The organism is Azospirillum picis, from assembly GCF_017876115.1.
Classification (GTDB): Bacteria; Pseudomonadota; Alphaproteobacteria; order Azospirillales; family Azospirillaceae; genus Azospirillum; species Azospirillum picis.
The window spans coordinates 1-24308 of the sequence record NZ_JAGINO010000020.1 but is presented as its reverse complement, the minus strand read 5'-3'; the positions used below and the strand labels follow the sequence as shown (position 1 = coordinate 24308).

The following is a 24308-nucleotide window of genomic DNA, read 5'->3' as shown; positions in this document are numbered from 1 at the left end:
CAGAGGGCTGGGGACCCGCGACGGAGCCCGCCGGGGCGAAGGCGGCGCTCCCCCCCTGCCCTTCTTTCCGGCTTGCGGGCGGACGGCGGCTTCGCACAGTATCCGCGCCATGTCGGATCTCCCCTCCTTCACCGTCGCCGTCCCGCTGCCCGACGAGGCCGCCACCGCGGCGCTGGGCCGCCGGCTGGCCGCCCTGCTGCGGCCGGGCGACCTCGTGGCGCTGCGCGGCGACCTCGGCGCCGGCAAGACCGCCCTGTCGCGGGCGCTGATCCGCGGCGTCACCCACGAGGACGCCGAGGTGCCCTCGCCCACCTTCACGCTGGTGCAGACCTACGACACCGCCATCGGCCCGGTCTGGCATTTCGACCTCTACCGGCTGTCGGGGCCGGACGAGGTTTACGAACTCGGCTGGGACGAGGCGCGGGCCGAGGCGGTGATGCTGGTGGAATGGCCGGACCGGCTCGGGCCGCTGCTGCCGCCCGACCGGCTGGAGGTGACGCTTTCCCACGACGGACCGGATGCCCGCCGCGCCAGCCTGACCGGCCACGGCACGCTCGCCGCCCGGCTCGCCGGCACCGACTGGACCCTTGCATGACCATCCGCAGCGATGCGCGGGAGGCGGAGACCGCCGCCTTCCTGGCCGCCCATGGACTGGCGGACGCGGCGCGCGAGCCGCTGGCCGGCGATGCCTCGGCCCGCCGCTACGAGCGGCTGCGCCGGCCCGACGGCTCCACCCTGATCCTGGTCGACACCCCCGTCCCGGCCGAGGATCTCGTGCCCTTCGTCGCCATCGGCGCCGAACTGGCCGCCATCGGCCTGTCGGTGCCGGCGATCCTCGCCGCCGATGTGGACCGTGGGTTGGCTTTGCAGGAGGATTTCGGCAACGAAACCTTTTCCCGGCTGCTGGCCGGCGGGGCCGACCCCCGGCCGCTCTACGCGCTGGCGACCGACGCGCTGATCGTCCTCCACCGCGGCTGGCCGGCCGGGGCGGCGCCGCGCCTGCGGCTGCCGGCCTACGACGCCGCCCTGTTCGTCGAGCAGACCCGCCTGTTCCTCGACGCCTACTGCCCGGTGGCGCTGGGCCGGCCGTTGAACGGCGATGAACGGTCCGGGTTCGAAACGGCCTGGAGCGCCGTGCTGGAGCCGGTCTGCGCCGGCGCGCCGTCGCTGCTGCTGCGCGACTACCATGTCGACAACCTGATGCGGCTGCCACGGCCGGGCACCGCAGCGGCCGGCCTGATCGACTTCCAGAGCGCCGGCTGGGGGCCACGCGCCTACGACCTGGTGTCCCTGCTGGAGGACGCCCGCCGCGACGTGGCGCCCGACCTGGCCGAGGCGATGGCCGCGCGCTATCTCGCCGCCTTCCCCGAAACCGATGCCGACACCTTCCGGCGCGCCATGGCGGTGCTGGGGGCGGCGCGCCACACGCGGATCGTCGCCATCTTCGTCCGCCTTGCCGTGACGCAGGGGCGCCGCTCCTACCTCGTCCATCTGCCGCGGGTCTGGCGCCTGCTGGAGGCCCAGTTGGCGAAGCCGGCGCTCGGCCCGGTGGCCGCCTGGTTCGACCGCCACCTGCCGCCCGCCGCGCGCGCCGCCTTCGTCGTTCCGGAGACGACCTGACATGACCGCACCCGTTCCCTTCCCTGCCCCCACCACCGCCATGGTGCTGGCCGCCGGCCAGGGCCTGCGCATGCGCCCGCTGACCAACGACCGGCCGAAGCCGCTGATCCCGGTGGCGGGCAAGCCGATGCTCGACCATGCGCTCGACCGGCTGGCCGAGTCCGGCGTCGGCACCGCCGTGGTCAACAGCCACTATCTCGGCGCCATGATCGGCGAGCACCTGAAGGGCCGCGCCGCGCCGGCGATCGTCCTGTCGCCGGAGGACACGCTGCTGGAGACCGGCGGCGGGGTGAAGAAGGCGCTGCCCCTCCTCGGCACGGCGCCGGTCTACACGGTGAACGCCGACATCTTCTGGCTGGACGGCCCGGTGCCGGCCCTGCGCCGGCTGGCCGCCCACTGGAACCCGGCGGAGATGGACGCGCTGCTGCTGCTGATGGCGACGACCAGGGCGGTCGGCTATGACGGGGCGGGCGACTACCACATGGACCCGCTCGGCCGCCTGACCCGTCGCCGCGAGGGCGAGATCGCCCCCTTCGTCTATGCCGGCCTGCAGATCGTGAAGCCGGAGCTGTTCGCCGCCGGCACGCCCGACGGCGCCTTCTCCACCAACCTGATCTGGGACCGCGCCCAGGAGGCCGGCCGCCTCTACGGCCTCGCCCATGACGGGCTGTGGTTCCATGTCGGCACGCCCCAGGGGCTGAAGGAGGCGGAGGATCTGCTCGCCATCGGCGGCATGCGCACGGTCGCGCATTGAGCGCCGGGTTCCGGTATCATCCCTCTTAGCGGCAGCGCCGGCTGCCCCCTCCCCACCCCTCCCCCGCTTTGCGGGAGAGGGAGCACGCGCCAAAGCGGCGGCAGTCCCCTCCACCACGATCGGACGGACCTTCGGTCCGCCGAGAGCGGATAAGGGATAGGGAGGGGGGAACCGGCGCCGCGGCATGATGCACCAAGTACGGACCGCCCATGACTCCCGACAGCCCCAAGGTCTACAGCATCCCCGCCGGCGCGCCCTTCGTCGACACGCTGGCGGCGGGGATCATGGAGCGGGTGGAGGGCGATCCGCTGGCGCTGGCCGGCGTGACGGTCCTGCTGCCGACCCGGCGCGCCTGCCGGTCGCTGCAGCAGGCCTTCCTGCGCCGCTCGGGCGGGCAGCCGACGCTGCTGCCGCGGATGGCGCCGCTGGGCGAGCTCGACGCCGGCGACCTCAGCCTGACCGAGGAGGAGCTGCCCGACGTCCCGCTCGACCTGCCCGAGGCGATCTCGCCGCTGAACCGGCAGATGACGCTGGCCCGCCTGATCCTGGGCGCCGAAGGACTGTCGGCGACCACCGCGCAGGCGGTGCGGCTGAGCGGCGACCTCGGACGGCTGATCGACGCGGTGTGGACCGAGCGCGTCGGCTTCGAGAAGCTCCCGCTGCTGGTGCCGGCCGACTACGCCGAGCACTGGCAGGTGACGCTGAAGTTCCTGACCATCGTCACCGAGCTGTGGCCGGCCATCCTGGCGACGACCGCGGAGACCGACCCGGCGCGGCGCCGCAACCTGGCGCTGGAGACCCAGGCGGCGCTGTGGCGGTCCGCCCCGCCGCCGGGCATGGTGATCGCCGCCGGCTCCACCGGCTCGATCGCCGCGGCGTCGGACCTGCTGGCGGTGATCGCCCGGCTGCCGAACGGCTCGGTGGTGCTGCCCGGCCTCGACCAGGCGGCCGACGACGCCATCTGGGAAGCCATCGAGCAGGACGAATCCCACCCGCAGCACGGGCTGTCGCAGCTTGTCCGCCATCTCGGCGTCAGCCGTGCCGAGGTGCGGTCTTGGAGCGAGGCGGCGAGCGAGGCGGCGAGCGACGCGGCGAGCGACGCTACGGAGCCGCGCGGCGCCCGTGCCCGCCTGATCGCCGAGGCGATGCGCCCCGCCGCCACCACCGAGGGCTGGCGCGGGCTGACCGGGCTGGATGCCGGGGCGCTCGCCGGCCTGACCCGCATCGACGCCGCCACCTCGGAGGAGGAGGCGCAGGTCATCGCCTTGCTGATGCGCCATGCGCTGGAGACGCCGGACAAGACCGCGGCGCTGATCACCCCCGACCGCAACCTCGGCCGCCGCGTCGGCATGGCGCTGGCGCGCTGGGGCATCGAGGTCAACGACTCGGGCGGCCAGCCGCTCGCCCACACCGCCGTCGGCACCTACCTGCGCCTGACCGCCGAGCTGGCGGCGAGCCGCGTCCACCCGCTGGCCCTGCTGGCCCTGGCCAAGCACCCGATGGCGGCGGGCGGCCGCGACTCGGCGGATTTCCGCGCCGCCGCCCGCGCGCTGGAGCGCGTCGTCCTGCGCGGCCCACGGCCGGCGGAGGGCTTCGACGGCGTGCTGTCGGCGCTGGAGCAGGCCGAGCATTTCGACCATGAGGAGCAGCAGGAGGTCCTGCGCGACTGGCTGGTCGACCTCGGCCGCCGCGCCGCCCCCTTCCTGGAGGCGATGAGCGGCGAGACGCCGCTGGCCGAGCTGCTGCGCGCCCATGTCGCCTTCTGCGAGGCGCTGGCGGCCGACGACGAGATGGAGGGCGCCGCCCGCCTGTGGCGCCAGGACGACGGCGAGGAGGCGGCGCGCTTCGTCCACGACCTGCTGAATGCCGCCGACGGCTTCCCGGCGATCCCCACCAAGGATTATCCGGCCCTGCTGGATGCGCTGATGAGCGCGCGCGCGGTGCGCCCGCGCTACGGCCTGCACCCGCGCCTGTTCATCCTCGGCCCGATGGAGGCCCGCCTCCAGCATCTCGACCTCACCATCCTCGGCGGGCTGAACGAGGGCACCTGGCCGCCGGCGGCATCCGCCGACCCCTGGATGTCGCGGCCGATGCGGCGCGACTTCGGCCTGCCCAGCCCGGAACGGCTGGTCGGCATGTCGGCCCACGACTTCGCCCACGCCTGCGGCGCGCCGGAGGTGGTGCTGACCCGCGCCGCCCGGGTGGAGGGCACGCCGACCGTGCCGTCGCGCTGGCTGCTGCGGCTGGAAACCGTGCTGAAGGCGCTGGACCTGGACGGGCTGATCGAGGAGCGCGGCGCGCACTGGCTCGCCTGGGCGCGCGGGCTGGACGAGCCGGACCGGGTGCAGCCGGCCGCCGCGCCGGAGCCACGCCCGCCGGTCGCCGCCCGGCCGCGCAAGCTGTCGGTGACGGAGATCGAGACCTGGATGCGCGACCCCTACGCCATCTATGCCCGCCACTGCCTGCGGCTGCGCGCCCTAGACCCGATCGCCGCCGATCCCGGCGCCGCCGACCGCGGCCAGATCATCCACGACACGCTCGACGCCTTCGTCCGCGAGTTCCCCGGCCCGCTGCCCTTCGATGCGCTCGACCGGCTGATCGCGCTGGGGCGCGACCGTTTCGGGCCGCTGCTGCGCAGCCATCCCGACGTCTGGGCCTTCTGGTGGCCACGCTTCGAGCGGGTCGCCGCCTGGTTCCTCGAGCTGGAGCGCGAACGCCGCCCCCGCACCCGCCCGCTGGCCACCGAGGTGCCGGGGCGGCTGGAGCTGCAGGCACCCGGCGGCCCCTTCGTGCTGACCGCCAAGGCCGACCGCATCGACCGCTCGCCCGACGGGCTGGTGGTGATCGACTACAAGACCGGCACGCCGCCGAGCGGCCGCGAGATCGAGCTTGGCTTCGCCCCGCAGCTCCCGCTGGAGGCCGCCATCGCCGCGGCGGGCGGCTTCAGCGGCGTCGATGCCGGGCCGGTGGCCGAGCTGACCTTCTGGCGGCTGTCCGGCGGCGACCCGGCCGGCGAGGAAAAGCCGGTCAAGGCCGACCCCGCGACGCTGGGCGAGGAGGCCAGGGCCGGGCTGGAGGCGCTGGTCTACCGCTTCGACGACCCGGACACCCCCTACCGCTCCCGCCCCCGCCCGGCGCTGGCGCCCCGCTACACCGACTACGCCCATCTGGCCCGCGTCCAGGAATGGTCGTCGGGCGGCGGGGAGGGGGAATGATGGGGGTGGTCGGGTTTGAGGATAGATTGCCCTCTCCCGCCTCTCGCACAAACTTCGTTTGTGCTGACGGCGTCAGGCGGATCAAAGATCCGCTGAGAGCCCCGGGAGAGGGAGGCGACCCGCGCCGCAGGCGTGGGGAGGGTGAGGGGTGGCCCAAGACGCTAGAACCGCAGGGCTTCTTGGATCACCCCTCACCCTTCCCATGCTTCGCATGGGCCCCTTCCCTCTCCCGGGACGGGAGAGGGAGCATGTTGTACCGGCACCGGACCCCCCGCTCATGACCATGACCGACCTGATCGCCCGCAGCCTGCCGCTCGACCCCAACGTCGCGCAGCGCCGGGCGTCCGACCCGACCGCCTCGGTGTGGGTGGGGGCGTCGGCCGGGTCGGGCAAGACCAAGGTGCTGACCGACCGGGTGCTGCGGCTGATGCTGGCCGGCACGCCGCCGGCGCGCATCCTCTGCCTGACCTTCACCAAGGCGGCGGCGGCGGAGATGGCGATCCGCATCAACCGTACGCTCGGCCTGTGGGCCACCCTGCCCGACGACGAGCTGGAGGACCGGCTGGCCGACCTGTGCGGCGAGCGGCCCGGCGTCGAGGCGCGGCTGAACGCCCGGCGCCTGTTCGCCCAGGTGGTGGACTGCCCCGGCGGCATGAAGATCCAGACCATCCACGCCTTCTGCCAGTCGCTGCTGCGCCGCTTCCCGCTGGAGGCCGAGCTCGCCCCGCATTTCGACGTGATGGACGAGCGCACCGCCGACGGGCTGCTGACCGAAGCGCGCGACGCCGTGCTGCATGCCGGCCGGACCGGGCCGGACAGCCCGCTCGGCCGCGCCATGGGGCGGCTGACCGCCGACCTCAGCGCCGAGGACTTCGCCGAGCTGCTGGCCGAGCTGGCCGGCCAGCGCGGCCGGATCGAGAAGCTGCTGAAGGCGCATGACGGGCTGGAGGGGGTGATCGCCGCCATCCACGACACGCTGAAGGTGCCGCCCGGCACCACCGAGGAGTCGATCCTCACCGGCGCCTGCCACGACGACGACTGTGACGCGCCGGCCCTGCGCGAGGCCTGCCGCGCCTTGTCCGGCGGCAGCGGCAGCGACCAGGAGCGCGGCATCGCCATCCAGCAGTGGCTGGATGCCGCCGAGCGCCGCGTGCGCGCCTTCGACGCCTACAAGCGCCTGTTCCTGACGGTCGAGGGCAGCCCGCGCAAGACCCTGATCACCAAGAAGCCGGCCACCGCCTATCCCCAGGCACTGACCTGCCTGCAGAAGGAGGCGGAACGGCTGGTGGCGATCGCCGAGCGGGTCAAGGCCGCTGGCGTCGCCGCCTCCACCGCCGCCCTGCTGACGCTGGCCGAGGCGATGCTGGCTGCCTACCGCGAGCGCAAGGCGGCCCGCGCCCTGCTGGACTATGACGACCTGATCCTGGCGGCCAACCGCCTGCTCAGCGGCGAGGACGGCGCGCCGCGGGTTCCCTGGGTGCTCTACAAGCTGGACGGCGGCCTCGACCATATCCTGATCGACGAGGCGCAGGACACCAACCCCGACCAGTGGGCGATCGTCGCCGCGCTCGCCGGCGAGTTCTTCACCGAGCTGGAGGCGGCGAACCCCGACGGCCGCATCCGCACCGTCTTCGCGGTCGGCGACGAGAAGCAGTCGATCTTCAGCTTCCAGCGCGCCGACCCGGCCGAGTTCGCGCGGATGCGCCGCCATTTCCAGGACAAGGCCGAGGCGGCGCAGCGCCTGTGGGCCGGCGTCGCCCTCGACATCTCCTTCCGCTCCACCGCCGCGGTGCTGGAGACGGTCGACGCGGTGTTCGCCATCGAGCGCGCCAGCGACGGCGTGGCGTCGGAGGCGAGCCCGGTCATCCGCCACCGCGCCTTCCGCCGCGGCCAGGCCGGGCTGGTCGAGCTGTGGCCGCCGGTCAAGCCGGCCGAGGTCGCCGAGGCCCAGGCCTGGGCGCCGCCGGTGGCCCGCGAGTCCGCCGACTCGCCCTCGGCCCGCCTCGCCGCGGTGATCGCCGCCACCGTGCAGCGCTGGATCGACGGCGGCGAGCGGCTGGAGGCCAAGGGCCGCCCGGTGCGGCCCGGCGACGTCATGGTGCTGGTGCGCCGCCGCACCGCCTTCGTCACCGAGCTGGTGCGCGCGCTGAAGGACCGCGGCGTGCCGGTGGCCGGCGTCGACCGCATGGTGCTGACCGAGCAGCTTGCGGTGATGGACCTGGTGGCGCTGGCCAACTTCCTGCTGCTGCCCGACGACGACCTGACGCTGGCCACCGTGCTGAAGGGGCCGCTGGTCGGCCTGACCGAGGAGGAGCTGTTCCGCGTCGCCCACGGCCGGCGCGGCACGCTGTGGCGCTCGCTGGTGGCGCTGGCCGAGACCGAGCCGGCCTTCCGCCCGGCCCGGCGCTATCTCGGCGACCTGCTGGCGCGCACCGACTTCTCCGCCCCCTACGAGCTGTTCGCCGGGCTCTTGAACCGGCCCTGCCCGACCGACACCCGCTCCGGCCGGCGGGCGATCCTCAAGCGGCTCGGCCCCGACGCCCAGGACCCGCTGGAGGAGTTCCTGGCCGTCTGCCTCGCCTTCGAGAAGACCGAGCCGCCGTCGCTGCAGAACTTCCTCGCCTGGCTGGCCGCCAGCGACGCCGAGATCAAGCGCGAGCTGGAACAGGGCGGCGGCACCGTGCGGATCATGACCGTCCACGGCTCCAAGGGGTTGCAGGCGCCGATCGTCTTCCTGCCCGACACGCTGGGCAGCCCGACGCAGAGCCCGCCGATCCTGTGGCCGGACGAAAGCTGCCCGGTGCCGCTCTTCGCCGCCCGCCGGAGCCAGGAGGACGCGCTGAGCGCCGAGGCGCGGGCGCGGGCCAACCGCCGGCGCGACCAGGAATACCGCCGGCTGCTCTACGTCGCGCTGACGCGGGCGGAGGACCGGCTCTACATCTGCGGCCACCAGGGCCGGCGCGAGCCGGCGGCCGACTGCTGGTACCGGCTGGTCGAGGAGGCGATGCGCGACAACGGCGTGCCGCACGCCTTCGACTTCACCGGCCTGTGCCCCGACGGCTGGAGCGGCGACGGCTGGCGGCTGGTCGGCGCCCAGACCGCCGTGGTTCCGCGCCATGTCGAGACCGAGGACGCCGTCGCCGCCGACCCGCCGCCGCCCTGGATCGCCGCCCCCGCCCCGTCCGAGCCGGAGCCCTCGCGCCCCCTCACCCCGTCGCGTCCCGACGGCGAGGAGCCGGCGGTGCGCTCGCCGCTGGGCGAGGACGACGGGCAGCGCTTCCGCCGCGGCCTGCTGGTCCACCGGCTGCTGCAGACCCTGCCCGCCCTGGGCGAGGCGGCGCGCGAGGCGGCCTGCCGCCGCTTCCTCGCCCGCCCCGCCCACAAGTTGAGCGAGGAGCAGCAGGACGCCATCGCGCGCGAGACGATGGCGGTGCTGAGCCATGCGGAGTTCGCGCATCTGTTCGGCCCCGACACCCGGGCCGAGGTGCCGCTGGTCGGCGTCGTCACCCTCGGCGACGGCACCCGCACCATCGCCGGCCGCATCGACCGGCTGGCGGTGACCGGCGACACGGTGTGGATCGTCGACTACAAGACCAACCGGCCGCCGCCGCGCGATCTTGAAGACGTTCCAATGGTTTACCGGCGCCAGATGGCGGCCTACCGCGAGGCGTTGCGGGCGGTCTATCCCGGCCGGCGGGTCCGCTGCGTGCTGCTGTGGACCGACGGCCCCTTCACCATGGAGCTGCCGGCCGACCTCCTCGACGCCGCGGCCTCGGGACTGGCGAGGCGGCCGGGCTGAGAGCCGGCCGGCGGCCAGCGCGAAAGATGGGGTGACTTGACCGGCCGGGCGCCTCCGCCCTACATTTTGCTCAATTCCACTGACGGGCCGATGTCCGCGGGGCCTTCTCAACCACCCCGCGGCCGTTCCGAACCCAGGTACGAGGTCACATGAGCACCACCATCAAGGTTACCGACGACAGCTTCGAGCAGGACGTTCTGCAGGCCGCCGGCCCGGTCCTGGTCGACTTCTGGGCGGAATGGTGCGGCCCCTGCAAGATGATCGCCCCGGCGCTCGACGAACTGGCCGGCGAGTACGACGGCAAGGTCACGATCGCCAAGCTGAACATCGACGAGAACCCCAACACCCCGACCAAGTACGGCGTGCGCGGCATCCCGACGCTGATGCTGTTCAAGGACGGCAGCGTCGCCGCCACCAAGATCGGCGCCCTGCCGAAGGGTGCGCTGTTCCAGTGGGTCGAGTCGGCGCTGTAAGCGGCGGTCTCTCCGGACCCTCCTTCCGGATCGGGAAAGCCCCGCCGCGGTCGCCGCGGCGGGGCTTTTTCATGTGCGCCGCTCTGAAGCGCCCAAACCCGCCCGCATGGTCCGGCTTTCCGCCTCAGCCGGCCGGCGGAGCGTCCAGGAAGCGCAGCAGTTCCCGCGCCAGCTCTTCCGGCGCCTCCTCCGCCATGTGGTGGCCGCAGTCCAGGCCGCGGCCGCCCACGTCCGGCGCCCAGGGCCGCCAGACCGCCAGCACGTCGCCGTAGAGCGCCTCCAGATCGTCGCGCAACGACCACAGGGCCAGCACCGGGCAGGCCAGCCGCCGTCCGGCCGCGCGGTCGGCGGCGTCGTGCTCGCGGTCGATCCCGAGCCCGGCGCGGTAGTCCTCCAGCATGCCGTGCACGGTGGCCGGATCATGGATGGCCTGCCGGAAGTCGCGGTAGGCCTCCTCTCCCATCGCCGCCGGCGAGCCGCCGTACCAGGCGTCGGGGTCGGCCAGGATGGCGCGCTCCGGCTTGTCCGGCTGGGCGAAGAAGAACCAGTGCCACCATGCCCGGGCGAAGCGGGCATCGCAGCGCTCCAGCGCCTCCAGGATCGGCACGCCGTCGAGCACCGCGAGGCGGGTGACGGCGGCGGGATGGTCCATCGCCAGGCGGAAGGCGGTGTAGGAGCCGCGGTCATGGCCGACGACGGCGAACCGCTCGAAGCCGAGGTGCCGCATCAGGGCGAGGCAATCCAGCGCCTTGGCCCGCTTGGAGGAGTTGGCATGGTCGGGCCGGTCCGCCGGCTTCGACGAGCCGCCGAATCCCCGCAGGTCCGGGCAGACGACGGTGTGGCTTGCCGCCAGCAGCGGCGCCACCCGATGCCAGGTCGCGTGGGTGCGCGGATGGCCGTGGAGCAGCAGGACCGGGCTTCCCCGCCCGCCATGGCGGACCCGCAGGGTGGCGTCGGGCAGGCCGATGGTCTCGAGCGTGAATCCTTCGAACATCGCCGTCCCCGGTGGTTGCGCGGTGACCGGGAGAACCGCGGCGCGCCCGGCAGGTTCCCAAGACCCGGTCACCACCCCCGACGGTGGCGGCGCGGGTAAGGATGGACGGCGAAACGGGGTGGGCGGGCGGACAGCTCCCGGCCGGCGGCAGCGGCGGAAATCCTCGGAAAACGGCCGTTTTCCGCCGGGCACCGCCCCGTCAGGGCGCCTTCTGCTTCGCCTTATCCTTACCTGTATCCTTGCCGGCATCCTTACCGGTGTCGGGCGCCCCGGCGGCGGTGCGGGAGAGGTTGTCCGCGGCGGCGCGGCCCCATTCGCCCTCGGGGGAGAGGCGGCGGACCAGCATCCAGTCGTCGCGGGCGGCGGCCAGGTTGCCGGCCAGCGCCTTGACGTTGCCGCGCAGCAGGATCGCCTCCGGGTCCCGCGGCTTCAGTTCCAGCGCATGGTCGATGTCGGCCACCGCCTGCCGGTAGTTCGACAGCGCCTTGTGGGCGGAGGCGCGGTAGAGATAGGCGTCCGCGCGCGTCGGGTCGCGGGCGAGCGCCGCGTCGAGGTCGGTGACGGCGTCCCAGAAATGCTCGCCCTCGGCGCGGGCGAAGGCGCGGTCGATCAGCAGGTCGACGTCGCCCGGCACCTTTTCCAGCGCCTTGCCGTAGAGCCGCTCCGCCCGCCCGGCATCGCCGGCCCGCAGCCAGGCCCAGCCGGCGCGGCCGAGCAGCGAGGCCGCGGCCTTGGGATCGTCCCTGCCCAGGGTGGGGACCAGCGCCTCCAGCCGGGTGCCGGCGGCCTTGAAGTCGCCCTTGTGGAACATCGCCAGCGCCTCGCAGAGCCTGGCCTGGTCGCCGCCGCCCCGATCCCCCCAGGCCTTGGCCTCCGCCATGGCGCCGTCCGGATCGGCCTCCGCCTTGGCGGCGCAGGCCTGGAGGTCGCGGCCGGGACCGGGCCGGAAGAGGCCGGGGCGGCTGTCGGCGGAGGTTGCGGCAACCGCCGGGGCGGAGGTTGCCGCAACCCCCATGGACAGAGCCGCGAGGACGGCAGGCAGGTAAGCATTGCGTCGGGTCATGGTGCCTTTACACTCCGCCATCGCCGGGTCCGGCGCAAGCCTCCGCACGACGGGGGACGGCCGGCCGGCCAGACGAGTCAAGACTGGAACCCTCCGCGATGACCGCTCCCCGCCTGTTCGTATTCGGCCCCGGCTACAGCGCCAGCGTCTTCGCCGACCTGCTGCGCGCCGAAGGCTGGCGCGTCGCCGCCACCTGCCGCAGCGAGGACAGGAAGGCGGAGCTGGAGGCGCAGGGCATCGACGCCTTCCTGTTCGACCGCGGCCGCCCGCTGAAGGATGCCCGCGCGGCACTGGAGGGAACCACCCACCTGCTGGTCAGCATCCCGCCCGACGCCAAGGGCGACCCGGTGCTGGACCAGCAGGCCCGCGACCTGGCCGACCTGCGCACGCTGGAATGGGCCGGGTACCTGTCCACCACCGGGGTCTATGGCGACACTGGCGGCGACTGGGTCAGCGAGGCCGCCTGGCTGAAGCCGACCGGCGAGCGCCAGAAGCGGCGGGTGGAGGCGGAACGCGGCTGGCTGGGCCTGTACCGGCAGTACGGCGTGCCGATGCACCTGTTCCGGCTGGCCGGGATCTACGGCCCCGGCCGCAGCGCCATCGATTCCGTGCGCGACGGCACCGCCCGGCGGGTCGACAAGCCGGGGCAGGTCTTCTGCCGGATCCATGTCGCCGACATCGCCGCCACGCTGCGCGCCTCCATCGCCCGGCCGACGCCGGGTGCGGTCTACAACGTCGCCGACGACCTGCCCAGCCCGTCGCACGAGGTGGTCGAGCATGCCTGCCGCCTCCTCGGCGTCGAGCCGCCGCCGCTGGTGCCCTTCGACCAGGCGGACCTGTCGCCGATGGCCGCCAGCTTCTATGCCGATTGCCGGCGGGTGAAGAACGACCGGATCAAGCGGCAGCTCGGCGTCGCGCTGGCCTATCCCGACTTCCGAGCCGGGCTGGAGGCCCAGCTCGCCGCCGGGCTGTGACGCGGCGGCCGGCACCTCACCGCCCCCGGCGCGCAAAGCAACCGGAGATCACAAAGCAAGGGCGCGGCATATTCCCGCAATCATGGAACCTCCACCAAGCCGCGGATGGAAATGGCAAAGGTTATTTAATAATCTCCCGTGATCATGGGTGCCGGGACGACGGCTATCCCGGGAGGTGTTTGGCGCATGGACGGCACGCCGACGGTCACGACTTCCAGCCATTCCGCCGCCGGTGCCGCCAAGGCGGGCGGCGGCGAGCCGGCCGCGTTCCGCCGCCAGATGGACGAGGTCGTCGCCCGCATCCCGATGCACGCCATCCGCCCGGTGCTGGATGCGGTGGAAGGGGCGTCGAGCCCGAACGGCGAGCGGGCCCGCCACCTGCGCGAGGCGCTGGTCGAGCATTTCAACCGCCTGCGGCCGATGAAGGCCCGCCGGCTTTTCACCAGCCTGTTCGAGCCCTTCCTGGTCGACGACCCCATCCTCTACCGCGCGCCCGAGGCGGTGCCGGCGCTGATCCAGCGGGTCGACATGGGCGGCATCTGGGCGGCGCTGACGCGGTTCGCCTTTCCCGGCCTGGCGGCCGAGGTGCAGGGCCGGCTGGACGCGATGGCGCGCGACGCCATGCTGGACGCGGTGATGACCAGCCCCGACGCGCTGGTCATGCGCGAGCTGATGCGCAAGGAGGCGCTCGACTTCCTCTACGCCCTGGCCGGCGACCGCAAGCTGGCCGACCGCTTCCTGGCGCTGGCCAACGAGGAGGCGCACCACGACGCGGCGCTGCGCACCCGCCATCTCGGCTGCAAGGCGGCGATCGACGGCGACCTGCTCGGCTTCGTCCGCGCCCTGCTGGAACACAACGCCGCACTGGTCCCGCTGACCGAGCGGATGCGCCGCGACATCGACGAGATGCAGCGGGGGGAGATGCAGCGGGGGGAGATGCGGCACGGCGAGGCGCAGGCCGGCCCCCGCCCGGCCGAGATCGACTGCCAGTCGGCGCTGATGGTCGGGTTCGTGCGCCGGGTGCGCGACCTGGGGCTGCCCTTCCGCGACCAGTCGCAGGTCCTGGCCTGGTTCGCCCCGCTCTACGGGCTGAACGTCAAGCGCCGCTACGACGTGTTCCTGCGCCACGTGCGCGAGCATGCCGGCCCGGCGGTGCGGGAATCCCACCCGCTGCTGCGCGCCCTGCTCTGCCACTTCAACGCCGCCTGCACCACCATCCGCGAGGTGGTGGACGGCATGTTCGGCGACATGGACATCCCGCGGGGCGGGGTCCTGGCGGCCCCCGGCCCGACCCGCGTGCTGCTGGACGAGGCGGTGGAGCGGCTCGACCGGGCGCTGACGGCGCTGGCCGGCACCGGCTTCCTGTCGAGCCGCTCGACCGGGCCGGCGATCCGCGCCGAGCTTGCCGGGGTCAGCCGCTGCCTGACCGGCACGGTGATGCCGGCGCTGGCCGCCCGCCTGCAGGAGGCGATGGCCGCCCGCCACATGCCGGTGCCCGACCATGAGGACATCGTCTGGCTGCTGGAGCTGGTGTGGCGCTGGGGCCGCTACCTCGGCAACGCCGGCTACGCCAATCCGGAGCTGAAGTCGCTGCGACTCTATGCGGTGGAGACCGGCCGGGTCGCCTTCGTCCAGGCGATGAAGGCGGAGGAGCAGGAGCGTCCCGCCCACCGCATGGCCCACCTGCTGCGCATCCGCCGGCTGATGGCGGCGATGGGCGAGCCGGTGGACGGCTGGATCAGCCCGGTCAGCCAGGGCCTGCACCGGATGGTCCACGGCTATCTCGACGGCGAGGCGGAGATCGGGGCGGACGAGTGGGCGGTCATCGACGCCTTCGTGGACTCGGTGCGCGGCGAGCTCGCCCGCTCGCGCAACTGGCAGAGCGCCGACTTCGTCGACATCCTGCGCCTGCACGACGCGCGGCGGCGCAGCGATGACGGCGACAACAGCGGCGGCGGCGACAACAGCGGCGGTGACGGCGGCGGCAAAGCGCCGGCCGGCGGACGGGCGGCCGGCCCGGCCCCCGACCCCCTCCGACGATAGCCCTAGCCGCAACAATTTGGTTCGACGACCCCGTCGATGTGGTATGATGCGCGCCCGCTCGGGGCGGTACGGCCGGTCACCGGCCCCTCGCCCCCGGCCGGCTCCTTGAACTCAGTCCCGCCGAGACGACGCCAGCATGAACATCACCATCGAACGCGCCGCCCTTCTCCGTTCCCTGGGTCACGTGCAGAGTGTGGTCGAGCGGCGGAACACCATTCCGATCCTCTCCAACGTCCTGTTGCGCGCGGGCGACGGCGAACTGTCGCTGGCCGCCACCGACATGGACCTGGAGATCGTGGAGACGGTGCCGGCGACGGTCGGCCGGCCGGGCGGCACCACGGCGCCGGCGCACACGCTGTTCGACATCGTCCGCAAGCTGCCCGACGGCAGCCAGGTGGAGCTGGACATCGCCGGCGACGGCACCATCCTGACGCTGCGCTCCGGCCGCTCGCAGTTCAAGCTGTCCTGCCTGCCGGTGGAGGATTTCCCGCAGCTCTCCAGCGGCGAGCTGAAGCACAATTTCTCGGTCGCCGCCGCCGACCTGCGGGCGCTGATCGACCGCACCCGCTTCGCGATCTCCACCGAGGAGACGCGCTACTACCTGAACGGCATCTACCTGCACGCCACCCGCAGCAAGACCGGCGGGCTGGAGGGCAACGTGCTGCGCGCGGTCGCCACCGACGGCCACCGGCTGGCCCGCGTCGAGATGGCCCTGCCCGACGGCGCCGACGGCATCCCCGGCGTCATCATCCCGCGCAAGACGGTCACCGAGATCCGCAAGCTTGTCGACGAGGCCGCCGACCGCATCGAGCTGTCGCTGTCCGACAACAAGATCCGCTTCGGCTTCGACAGCGTCGTCGTCACCTCCAAGCTGATCGACGGCACCTTCCCCGACTATGAGCGGGTGATCCCGGTCGGCAACGACAAGGTGATGGAGGTCGACGCCAAGCTGTTCGCCGCCGCCGTCGACCGCGTCGCCACCATCTCCACCGAGAAGAGCCGTGCGGTGAAGCTGTCGCTGGTCCGCGGCAGCCTGACCCTGTCGGCGACCAGCCCGGAATCCGGCAGCGCCACCGAGGAGCTGGAGGTCAATTACGCCGAGGCTCCGCTGGAAATCGGCTTCAACTCTCGCTATCTCCTGGACATCACGCAGCAGATCGAGGGCGAGGGCGCCCAGTTCACGCTGGCCGACGCCGCATCGCCGACCATCGTCCGCGACGTCGCCGACCAGACCGCGCTCTATGTCCTGATGCCGATGCGTGTCTGAGTAAGGCATGTTTGGGAGGGGTCCGGGGATCGTCCCCGCCCCGGGCGGAACGGATTCCTTGCAGCACACCGCAGTTTCGATGAGCGGCGCCCCGGCGTCGGGCCCGGCGCCGGCTCTTGCCGTGCGGCGGATGACGCTGACGCGGTTCCGCGGCTACGACTCCGCGCGGCTGGAGCCCGACCGCCGGCCCGTCGCGCTGATCGGCCCCAACGGCGCCGGCAAGACCAACCTGCTGGAAGCCGTCAGCTTCCTCGCCCCCGGCCGCGGCCTGCGCGGCGCCCGGCTGGCGGAGGTCGAGCGCATCGGCTCGCCCCCCGGCGCCGGCTGGGCGGTGGCGGCGATGCTCGACACCCCCCTCGGGGCGGTGGAGATCGGCACCGGCCGCGAGCCGCAGTCGGGGGAACGCGCGTCGGACCGCGACCGCCGGCTGGTGCGCATCGACGGCCATGCCGCCAAGGGGCAGACGGCGCTGGCCGAGCATGTCGCCATGGTCTGGCTGACCCCGCAGATGGACCGGCTGTTCATCGAGGGGGCGAGCGGGCGCCGCCGCTTCCTCGACCGTCTGGTCTTCGGCTTCGACCCCGCCCATGCCGGGCGGCTGTCGCGCTACGAGCATGCCCTGCGCGAGCGGGCCCGACTGCTGAAGGACGGCCGGTTCGACGAGGGCTGGCTGGGCGCGCTGGAGGACCAGATGGCGACCACCGGCATCGCCGTCGCCGCCGCGAGGCGCGAGGTGGTGCAGCGGCTGCGCGCCGCCTGCGCCCGTTCGGTCGGCCCCTTCCCCGGCGCCGACCTCGCGGTCGCCGGCACGGTGGAGCGCTGGCTGGACGAAGGCCCGGCGCTGGCGGCGGAGGACGCGCTGCGCTCGTCCCTGCGCTCCGGCCGCCGCGCCGACGCCGAGGCCGGCGGCGCCACCCTGGGGCCGCACAAGAGCGACCTTGCCGTCCGCCACGCGCCCAAGGACATGCCGGCGGCGCTCTGCTCCACCGGCGAGCAGAAGGCGCTGCTGATCGCCGTGGTGCTGGCCAACGCCCGCCTGCTGGCGGCCGAGCGCGGCGCCGCCCCCATGCTGCTGCTGGACGAGGTGGCGGCCCATCTCGACCCCGGCCGGCGCGAGGCGCTGTTCGGCGAGATCCTGGCATTGGGGGCCCAGGCCTGGATGACCGGCACCGACGAGGGGGTTTTCGACCCCTTGGGCGAGGATGCCCAGCGCTTTCGCATCGAAGACGCCCACATCCGGCCGGGATAGGGGCGGAAACGGGACGCCGGAGCCCTAAAAAATACGCGCCGACCCGCGCGAAACCGCCGAATCCGCAACCGAATCTGTTATAGTCGACGCATGGCACAGGAAGCATTGAAGAACGACCTCCCGCAGCCGGATTCCCAGAAGCCGGACTACGGTGCCGAGTCGATCACCGTTCTGCGCGGGCTCGACGCCGTGCGCAAACGCCCAGGCATGTACATCGGCGACACCGATGACGGATCCGGCCTGCACCACATGGTGTACGAGGTGGTCGACAACGCCATCGACGAGGCGCTGGCCGGCTATTGCGACAAGGTCGAGGTGCTGCTGAACGCCGACGGCTCGGTGACGGTCCGCGACAACGGCCGCGGCATCCCCACCGACATCCATCCGGAAGAGGGCGTCTCGGCGGCCGAGGTCGTGATGACCCAGCTCCACGCCGGCGGCAAGTTCAACCAGAACAGCTACAAGGTGTCGGGCGGCCTGCACGGCGTCGGCGTCTCGGTCGTCAACGCGCTGTCGGAGACGCTGGACCTGCGCATCTGGCGCAGCGGCCGCACCTGGACCATGCGCTTCCGCCACGGCGTCGCCGAGGCGCCGCTCTCGGACGTCGGCGAGGCGCCGATGGTCGAGGAGAAGGGCAAGCCGTTGTCGGGCACCGAGGTCACCTTCCTGCCGTCGAAGGAGACCTTCAGCAACATCGAGTTCGACTACGCCACGCTGGAGCACCGGCTGCGCGAGCTGGCCTTCCTCAACTCCGGCGTCCGGCTGGTGCTGACCGACGCCCGCGGCGTCGAGCCCAAGGTGCAGGACCTGCATTACGAGGGCGGGCTGGACGCCTTCGTGAGCTGGCTCGACCGCTCCAAGGTGCCGCTGCACAAGCCGGCGATCACCCTGAAGTCCGAGCGCGAGACCGAGCATGGCGGCCTGGTGACGGTGGAATGCGCGCTGCAGTGGAACGACAGCTACCACGAGACGACGCTCTGCTTCACCAACAACATCCCGCAGAAGGACGGCGGCACCCATCTTGCCGGCTTCCGGGCGGCGCTGACCCGCGCCATCAACAACTACGCCGCCGAATCCGGCATCGCCAAGAAGGAGAAGGTCAACCTGTCGGGCGACGACGCCCGTGAGGGCCTGACCTGCGTCCTGTCGGTGAAGGTGCCGGACCCGAAATTCTCCAGCCAGACCAAGGACAAGCTGGTTTCGTCGGAGGTCCGTCCCGTCGTCGAGGCGGTGGTCGGCGAGGCGCTGGCCCAGTATTTCGAGGAGCATCCGGCCGACGCACGCCGCGTCGTCCAGAAGGTGGTGGAAGCCGCCGCCGCCCGCGAGGCCGCCCGCAAGGCGCGCGAGATGACGCGCAAGAGCTCGCTCAGCATGTCGTCGCTGCCGGGCAAGCTGGCCGACTGCCAGGAGCGCGATCCGGCGCTGTCGGAACTGTTCATCGTCGAGGGCGATTCGGCCGGCGGTTCCGCCAAGCAGGGCCGCTCGCGCCAGTCCCAGGCCATCCTGCCGCTGCGCGGCAAGATCCTGAACGTGGAGCGGGCGCGGCTGGACAAGATGCTGTCGTCGGCGGAGATCGGCACGCTGATCGCGGCGCTGGGCACCGGCATCAGCGACGAGTTCAACGCCGACAAGGCGCGCTACCACAAGATCATCATCATGACCGACGCGGACGTGGACGGCAGCCACATCCGCACCCTGCTGCTGACCTTCTTCTTCCGGCAGATGCCCGACCTGATCGAGCGCGGCTATCTCTACATCGCCCAGCCGCCGCTCTACCGCATCAAGCGCGGCAACGCCAAGGAGCGTTACCTGAAGGATGACCGGGCGCTCGAAGAGTATCTGGTCGAGGCGGCGCTGGGCGACCTGTCGGTCCGTCTGGCGGACGGCAGCCTGCTGATCGGCGAGCAGCTCGCCGGGCTGGTCGAGCAGGCCCGCACCGCGCGGCCGGCGATCGACACGCTGGCGCGCAAGGTCGGCAGCGCCATGGTGGTGGAGCAGGCGGCGGTCGCCGGCGCCCTGTCCAGCGCCCTGGCCGAGGACAAGGCCGCCGCCCAGGCGATGGCCCAGACCGTCGCCGAGCGGATGAACGCGCTGGACGCCGAGGGCGGCTGGCGCGGCGAGGCGCTGCCCCAGGGCGGCTATGCGGTGATCCGCACGCGTCGCGGCGTCACCCACCGCCACCTGTTCGACACCGACCTGTTGAAGAGCGTGGAGGCCCGCCGCCTCGACGCCCCGGCCGCCGACCTCAAGCGGGTCTACGGCACGCCGGGCAAGGCGTTCGAGAAGCAGAAGGAAACCCGCGCCCTGACCGGGCCGGGCGCCCTGTTCGAGACGGTGATGGAGCTGGGCCGGCGCGGCGTGACCATCCAGCGCTACAAGGGGCTGGGCGAGATGAACCCGGACCAGCTTTGGGAGACCACGCTGGACCCGGCGAAGCGCTCGCTGCTGCAGGTCCGCGTCAGCCACGCCGACCAGGCGGAGGAGGTGTTCTCCACCCTGATGGGCGACATCGTCGAGCCGCGGCGCGAGTTCATCCAGGACAACGCCCTGAAGGTGGCGAACCTGGACGTGTGAGTCCTGAACGCGGACTATCGGCAAGACCGGGATTAGCGTCTGTCTGGTGCTTATTGAAGCACCAGACAGACGCTAAGCTTTGGTTTTCCGTGTGAGTCACGTTTCAAGCGATACCGCTTGAAACGATCACACGCTAGGTGATGTGAGGCGAGGCGGGTGCAACATCCCACCTCGCCTTTATTTTGCGGCGGCCGCCTTTGGCATGCCCTTCGTCAGAGCCGCTTCAATTCAGTCGACATCGTCCGCGACGGGAGAATGCAATTCCCGGTTCCGGCCGGGGCCGGTTGGGGTGCTTCTTTTTCGGCGGATGAGCGTTGCTCCCGCGGCTCACGGAACAGCTATCCCGTCCCGGGCAATATTCCTGGCCAAGGTACCCGGAGAGTCGGAATCCAGGAATTCCGCCGGCACCGAGAACGGCCGTATGTGAAAACCGGCCAGAATATGGCGATAAGCGGTGTCCGCCAGTGCGTGATCAATGGAGCGGCGCCCGGTCAAATCTCTGACGAAGACCGCCACGTCATAGTCGGAGTCATGCTTCGCATCGCCGCGGGCGCGGGACCCGAACAAGACCACGCGCGCCACCTTGCCCGGCAATGCTTGATCCACCTCGCGGCGGAAGGCTCTCAGCCGTGCGGCGGCCCGGCTGGGAACAACATCTGTCAACTGCCGGGCAGCACGTGTTGTAGCCATGGCTGCAAAGACACCATCTGGAAGGCGCTTTTCAACCGTCTCCCCGGCCGGTACCGGCGACGACCAAGCCGCACGAGGCTTGGTCTTTTCCATCACCCCCTCATCAGCGGCGATGTCCCCGCCGCGCCAAGAGGGGATTCCTCTTGGACGAGATCGAGCCAGGCCCTGGCCGCGGTCGACAGGTAGGCGCCGCGCCGCCACACCATGGCCATGATCCAGTCGGTGTCCGGCTCCGCCAGCGGCACGCGGACCACCGCCGGATGCTGGCGCTGCAGCGCGATCATCCGCGGCAGGAAGGCGACACCCAGCCGGGCGGCGGCGAGTTCCACCAGGAAGTCGATCTGGCTGCTGCGCACGGCGACCACCGGCTCGAAGCCGCGGCCGCGGCAGGCCCCGAGGATGATCCGGTTCAGCGCGAAGCCGCGCTCGAACAGCAGGAAGGGCAGCTCCTTCAAATCCGGCAGGGTGACCGCAGGCCGGCCGGCGAGCGGGTGGCCGGCGGGGAGCAGCGCCACCAGCGGCTCGCGGCACATCTCCTGCCAGTCGAACTCCGCGGACACCGGCAGCAGCGAGCCGGCGATGTCGATGTCGCCGGCCAGCAGGATCTCCTCCAGCCGGTCGCTGCCATGCTCGACGAGGCGGATGTCGATGCCGGGATGGCGTTGCCGGTAGGTGACGAAGAGCGGCGCCATCAGCGTGCTGGAACCGATCGGCGGCAGTCCGAGGCGCAGGGTGCCGCGCCGCAGCCCGCGCAGATCGTCCAGTTCGGCCAGGAGTTCGTCACGCTGGGCCAGCATCCTCAGGCCCTGCCGGTAGACGATGTCGCCGGCGGCGGTCACCGTGCTGCGGTGCCCGATGCGGTCCAGCAGCGGCACCCCGAGTTCCTCCTCGAGCTGCTTCACCGCCTTGCTGACGGTCGACTGGGTGGCGAAGACCACCTTGGCGGCCTGCGAAAACCCGCCCTGGCGGACCACTTCCACGAAGGCCCGCAGCGTCCTGAGCTCCATGTCCATTCCTTATTGGACTGAATTGCAGTCATATAAGTCATTTTACTCATACTGCGCCGCGGCATAGATTTGGACAAGCTTCATCGACGACCGCAGCCACTCCGATGCTTTCCGCCCATTTCCCGCGATCCCGAACCTTCCGCGACAGCCGCATCCTGCAGGTCGGACTGATCGGCCTGTTCTGGCTGGCCGGCGAGGCGCTGGTCCGCCTGACCGGCCTGCCGCTTCCCGGCGGCATCGTCGGGATGGCCATCGTGCTGCTGCTGCTCGCCAGCCATCGCCTCAATCCCGGAAGCATGCGGCGCGGCGCGGAATGGCTGCTGGCCGAGATGCTGCTGTTCTTCGTTCCGGCCGTGCTGGCCCTGATGAACCACCGGGAGTTCCTCGGCCTGCTGGGGCTGAAGATCCTGGCGGTGATCGCCGGCGGCACGCTGGCGGTCATGGCCGTCACCGCGCTGACCGTCGAACTCTTCTATCGCTGGAGATCGAAACATGGCGCTGCCGATACCCTTGTGGGATGAACCGCTCGCCCAGGCGGCGGTCTGGTCGGCCGTCACCATCGGCTTCTATGTGGTGGCAAAGCGGCTCTATCGCTGGCGGCCGGTTCCCTGGCTGATGCCGCTGCTGGTGACCCCGGCGGCCCTGATCCTGGTGGCGCTGGCGCTCCATGTCAGCTACCGCGACTACATCCGCGGTACCGGCTGGCTGATCGGCCTGCTCGGGCCGGCGACGGTGGCCTTCGCCCTGCCGATCTACGAACAGCGCGCGGTCATCCGCCGCCACTGGCCGGTGCTTGCCGTCGGCATGCTGGCCGGCAGCACCACCGCCTTCCTGACGGGCTGGGCGCTGTCGACCCTGCTGGGGCTGGACGGTGCCCTGCGGTTGAGCCTGCTGCCGCGCTCCATCAGCACGCCCTTCGCGATGACCGTCAGCGGCGAGATCGGCGGCATCCCGGACCTGACCGCGGTGTTCGTGGTGGTGACCGGCGTGCTCGGCGCAGTGTTCGGCGAGCTGCTGCTGGCCTGGCTGCCCGTCCGCACCGCGCTTGCCCGCGGCGCCCTGTTCGGCGTCGGCGCCCATGGCGCCGGGACCGCCAAGGCGCTGGAGATCGGGCGGGAGGAGGGATCGATCGCCGGGCTGGTCATGGTGCTGGTCGGCCTGCTGAACGTGCTGGCCGCTCCGGCGATCGCCCATTACCTCGGATCATGAGGATGGGCGTTGGCGGCGCAGGTCGTTGTGGATCGCGGTGGCGGCCATCGCCGCCTCGCCCATCGCCACCGCGATCTGGTTGAGGGTGGAGACGACGTCGCCGGCGGCGTAGAAGCCAGGAACCGAGCTTCGCTGGTGCCGGTCGACGATCAACCGCCCGTCCACGTCCATCTCCGCCCCGATCCGTCCGGCCAGGGCCGAGCGGGCGCTGATGCCCAATGCCGAGTAGAGGGTGTCGAAGACGAGGATGCGGCCGCCCTGCAGGGTCACGCGCGCGGACCGGTCCTCGTCCATCCCGACGGCGACGACCGGGTCCTCGACCACGGCGATCCCGTCGGCATCCAGTCCCTGGCGCTCCTCCAGTGTCAGGGTCATCGGTTCGCCCAGGGTCAGCAGGGTAACCGCCGGGCTGTAGCCACGGATGAAGCGCGCCTCCCCGACCGCCTGCCCGGCATGGCCGAGGACGGCGATGCGGCGGTCGATCACCTCGAAGGCGTCGCAGATCGGACAGACCCGGATCAATCCGCGCTGCATCGCCTCGTAGAGATACGGCATGCGCGGCTGCCCATCGATCACCCCGGTGGCGAGCAGGACGGTGGCGGCCTCGACCGCCCGCCGGTCGTCGAGAAGCGCACGGTAGCCGGTGCCGGAAGGTTGGCGCTCCAGCGCCGTGACCGATGCGGTTTCGATCCGCGCGCCATAGAGGACGGCCTGGGCGCGGATGCGCTGCAGCAGGTCGGTGCCGCTGATGCCGCCGGTGAAGCCGGCGAGGTTGTGCGAGGTCGGGATCCAGGCGCAGCGGCTTTTCGCCTCGTCCACCACAAGGACGCTGCGGCGGTAGCGGGCGAGGTAGATCGCGGCGGTCAGGCCGGCCGGCCCGCCGCCGACGATCAGGCAGTCTGCTTCAAAGTCCATCGGATCGCCGCCTCGGGCTGGGCGCGGAAGGGAAACCGGCAGCCTCGACGCTTGGACACAAGGGCTGCCTTGCCCTTCCTAGACAGGCGAACGGCCGCGACGTTGCGCCTGATGATGGTGGCCGCGACGCATGAAAGGGCGGCACCGTCGGTCGGTGTTACGCTTACGGCGTAGCACTTCGCCCATAGCAAAAGCCCGCCGGAGCGTCGGCTCCGTCGGGCTTTGGTGATTTGGTTGCGGGGGCAGGATTTGAACCTGCGGCCTTCAGGTTATGAGCCTGACGAGCTACCGGGCTGCTCCACCCCGCGGATGTCCTGTGCTGAGGGAATGGAGATCGTGAAGATGATTGCGCAGCGTGTTTGGGAAGGCGTCTCTTGTGCCTGAGTGACCTGGCGGCGACCTACTCTCCCACATCTTAAGATGCAGTACCATCGGCGCAGAGGCTTTTCACGGCCGAGTTCG

The 24308-nt window shown here is 71.9% G+C and carries 18 protein-coding genes and 1 tRNA gene; 13 read left to right on the top strand and 6 right to left on the bottom strand.

Going from position 1 to position 24308, the window contains the following annotated elements; genetic code table 11:
- Positions 1 to 109: 109 nt before the first annotated feature.
- The 6 genes from tsaE (at position 110) to trxA (ending at position 9861) form a co-directional block, all read left to right on the top strand.
- On the top strand, positions 110 to 595 hold the full coding sequence (tsaE, locus tag J2850_RS22900; protein WP_209986846.1) for a tRNA (adenosine(37)-N6)-threonylcarbamoyltransferase complex ATPase subunit type 1 TsaE: 486 nt from the start codon (positions 110 to 112) through the stop codon (positions 593 to 595).
- On the top strand, positions 592 to 1620 hold the full coding sequence (locus J2850_RS22895; RefSeq protein ID WP_209986843.1) for an aminoglycoside phosphotransferase family protein: 1029 nt from the start codon (positions 592 to 594) through the stop codon (positions 1618 to 1620). Before tsaE ends, J2850_RS22895 begins: the two co-directional genes overlap by 4 nt.
- Before the next feature lies 1 nt (position 1621).
- Complete coding sequence (locus J2850_RS22890; protein ID WP_209986840.1) at positions 1622 to 2374, top strand: nucleotidyltransferase family protein; 753 nt, start codon at positions 1622 to 1624, stop codon at positions 2372 to 2374.
- Between the two features lie 209 nt (positions 2375 to 2583).
- Complete coding sequence (gene addB / locus J2850_RS22885) at positions 2584 to 5589, top strand: double-strand break repair protein AddB (RefSeq protein WP_209986838.1); 3006 nt, start codon at positions 2584 to 2586, stop codon at positions 5587 to 5589.
- A gap of 277 nt (positions 5590 to 5866) precedes the next feature.
- Positions 5867 to 9388 carry a double-strand break repair helicase AddA gene (addA, locus tag J2850_RS22880; RefSeq protein ID WP_209986835.1) on the top strand — a complete coding sequence of 1174 codons (3522 nt, stop codon included), beginning with the start codon at positions 5867 to 5869 and terminating at the stop codon, positions 9386 to 9388.
- A 149-nt stretch (positions 9389 to 9537) separates the two neighbouring features.
- Positions 9538 to 9861 (top strand): thioredoxin TrxA, encoded by a 324-nt coding sequence (trxA, locus tag J2850_RS22875; RefSeq protein ID WP_209986832.1) that lies wholly within the window; start codon positions 9538 to 9540, stop codon positions 9859 to 9861.
- A 124-nt stretch (positions 9862 to 9985) separates the two neighbouring features.
- Here trxA and J2850_RS22870 read toward each other — a convergent pair whose 3' ends face one another.
- Both J2850_RS22870 and J2850_RS22865 read right to left on the bottom strand, forming a co-directional pair.
- Positions 9986 to 10855: an alpha/beta fold hydrolase gene (locus tag J2850_RS22870; protein ID WP_209986830.1), complete on the bottom strand. Its 870-nt coding sequence runs from the start codon at positions 10853 to 10855 to the stop codon at positions 9986 to 9988.
- A gap of 199 nt (positions 10856 to 11054) precedes the next feature.
- Positions 11055 to 11918 (bottom strand): tetratricopeptide repeat protein, encoded by an 864-nt coding sequence (locus J2850_RS22865; protein ID WP_246513397.1) that lies wholly within the window; start codon positions 11916 to 11918, stop codon positions 11055 to 11057.
- Between the two features lie 98 nt (positions 11919 to 12016).
- Here J2850_RS22865 and J2850_RS22860 point away from each other — a divergent pair, with 98 nt between their 5' ends.
- From J2850_RS22860 to gyrB, 5 genes are all read left to right on the top strand, one after another.
- Entirely contained in the window at positions 12017 to 12892 is an 876-nt protein-coding gene (locus J2850_RS22860; protein WP_209986824.1) for an SDR family oxidoreductase, read from the top strand.
- Positions 12893 to 13078: 186 nt separating this feature from the next.
- Positions 13079 to 14935, top strand: coding sequence for a hypothetical protein (locus J2850_RS22855; protein ID WP_246513395.1), 1857 nt, complete (start codon positions 13079 to 13081; stop codon positions 14933 to 14935).
- A gap of 136 nt (positions 14936 to 15071) precedes the next feature.
- The gene (gene dnaN, locus J2850_RS22850) at positions 15072 to 16202 is read left to right on the top strand and encodes a DNA polymerase III subunit beta (protein ID WP_209986822.1); all 1131 of its coding nucleotides are present in this window, start codon (positions 15072 to 15074) and stop codon (positions 16200 to 16202) included.
- A 79-nt stretch (positions 16203 to 16281) separates the two neighbouring features.
- Complete coding sequence (gene recF / locus J2850_RS22845; protein ID WP_209987136.1) at positions 16282 to 17451, top strand: DNA replication/repair protein RecF; 1170 nt, start codon at positions 16282 to 16284, stop codon at positions 17449 to 17451.
- A gap of 90 nt (positions 17452 to 17541) precedes the next feature.
- Positions 17542 to 20025, top strand: a complete 2484-nt coding sequence (gene gyrB, locus J2850_RS22840) for a DNA topoisomerase (ATP-hydrolyzing) subunit B (RefSeq protein WP_209986819.1) — start codon at positions 17542 to 17544, stop codon at positions 20023 to 20025.
- 327 nt (positions 20026 to 20352) lie between these two features.
- On the opposite strand, the gene J2850_RS22835 is transcribed toward gyrB, so the two are convergent.
- Together J2850_RS22835 and J2850_RS22830 are read right to left on the bottom strand one after the other, a co-directional pair.
- Positions 20353 to 20808 carry a nucleotidyltransferase domain-containing protein gene (locus J2850_RS22835; RefSeq protein WP_246513393.1) on the bottom strand — a complete coding sequence of 152 codons (456 nt, stop codon included), beginning with the start codon at positions 20806 to 20808 and terminating at the stop codon, positions 20353 to 20355.
- Positions 20808 to 21722 carry a LysR family transcriptional regulator gene (locus J2850_RS22830; RefSeq protein WP_209986816.1) on the bottom strand — a complete coding sequence of 305 codons (915 nt, stop codon included), beginning with the start codon at positions 21720 to 21722 and terminating at the stop codon, positions 20808 to 20810. Before J2850_RS22830 ends, J2850_RS22835 begins: the two co-directional genes overlap by 1 nt.
- A gap of 104 nt (positions 21723 to 21826) precedes the next feature.
- On the opposite strand from J2850_RS22830, the gene J2850_RS22825 reads away from it, so the two are divergent.
- Both J2850_RS22825 and J2850_RS22820 read left to right on the top strand, forming a co-directional pair.
- A complete protein-coding gene (locus J2850_RS22825) occupies positions 21827 to 22243 on the top strand; it encodes a CidA/LrgA family protein (protein WP_209986813.1) in 417 nt (138 codons plus the stop codon).
- Positions 22215 to 22931: an LrgB family protein gene (locus J2850_RS22820; protein WP_209986809.1), complete on the top strand. Its 717-nt coding sequence runs from the start codon at positions 22215 to 22217 to the stop codon at positions 22929 to 22931. Before J2850_RS22825 ends, J2850_RS22820 begins: the two co-directional genes overlap by 29 nt.
- On the opposite strand, the gene J2850_RS22815 is transcribed toward J2850_RS22820, so the two are convergent.
- Entirely contained in the window at positions 22926 to 23846 is a 921-nt protein-coding gene (locus J2850_RS22815) for an NAD(P)/FAD-dependent oxidoreductase (RefSeq protein WP_209986806.1), read from the bottom strand. The two genes, J2850_RS22820 and J2850_RS22815, sit on opposite strands and share 6 nt — an antisense overlap.
- 231 nt (positions 23847 to 24077) lie before the next feature.
- Positions 24078 to 24154 (bottom strand) — tRNA-Met (locus J2850_RS22810).
- Positions 24155 to 24308: the final 154 nt, after the last annotated feature.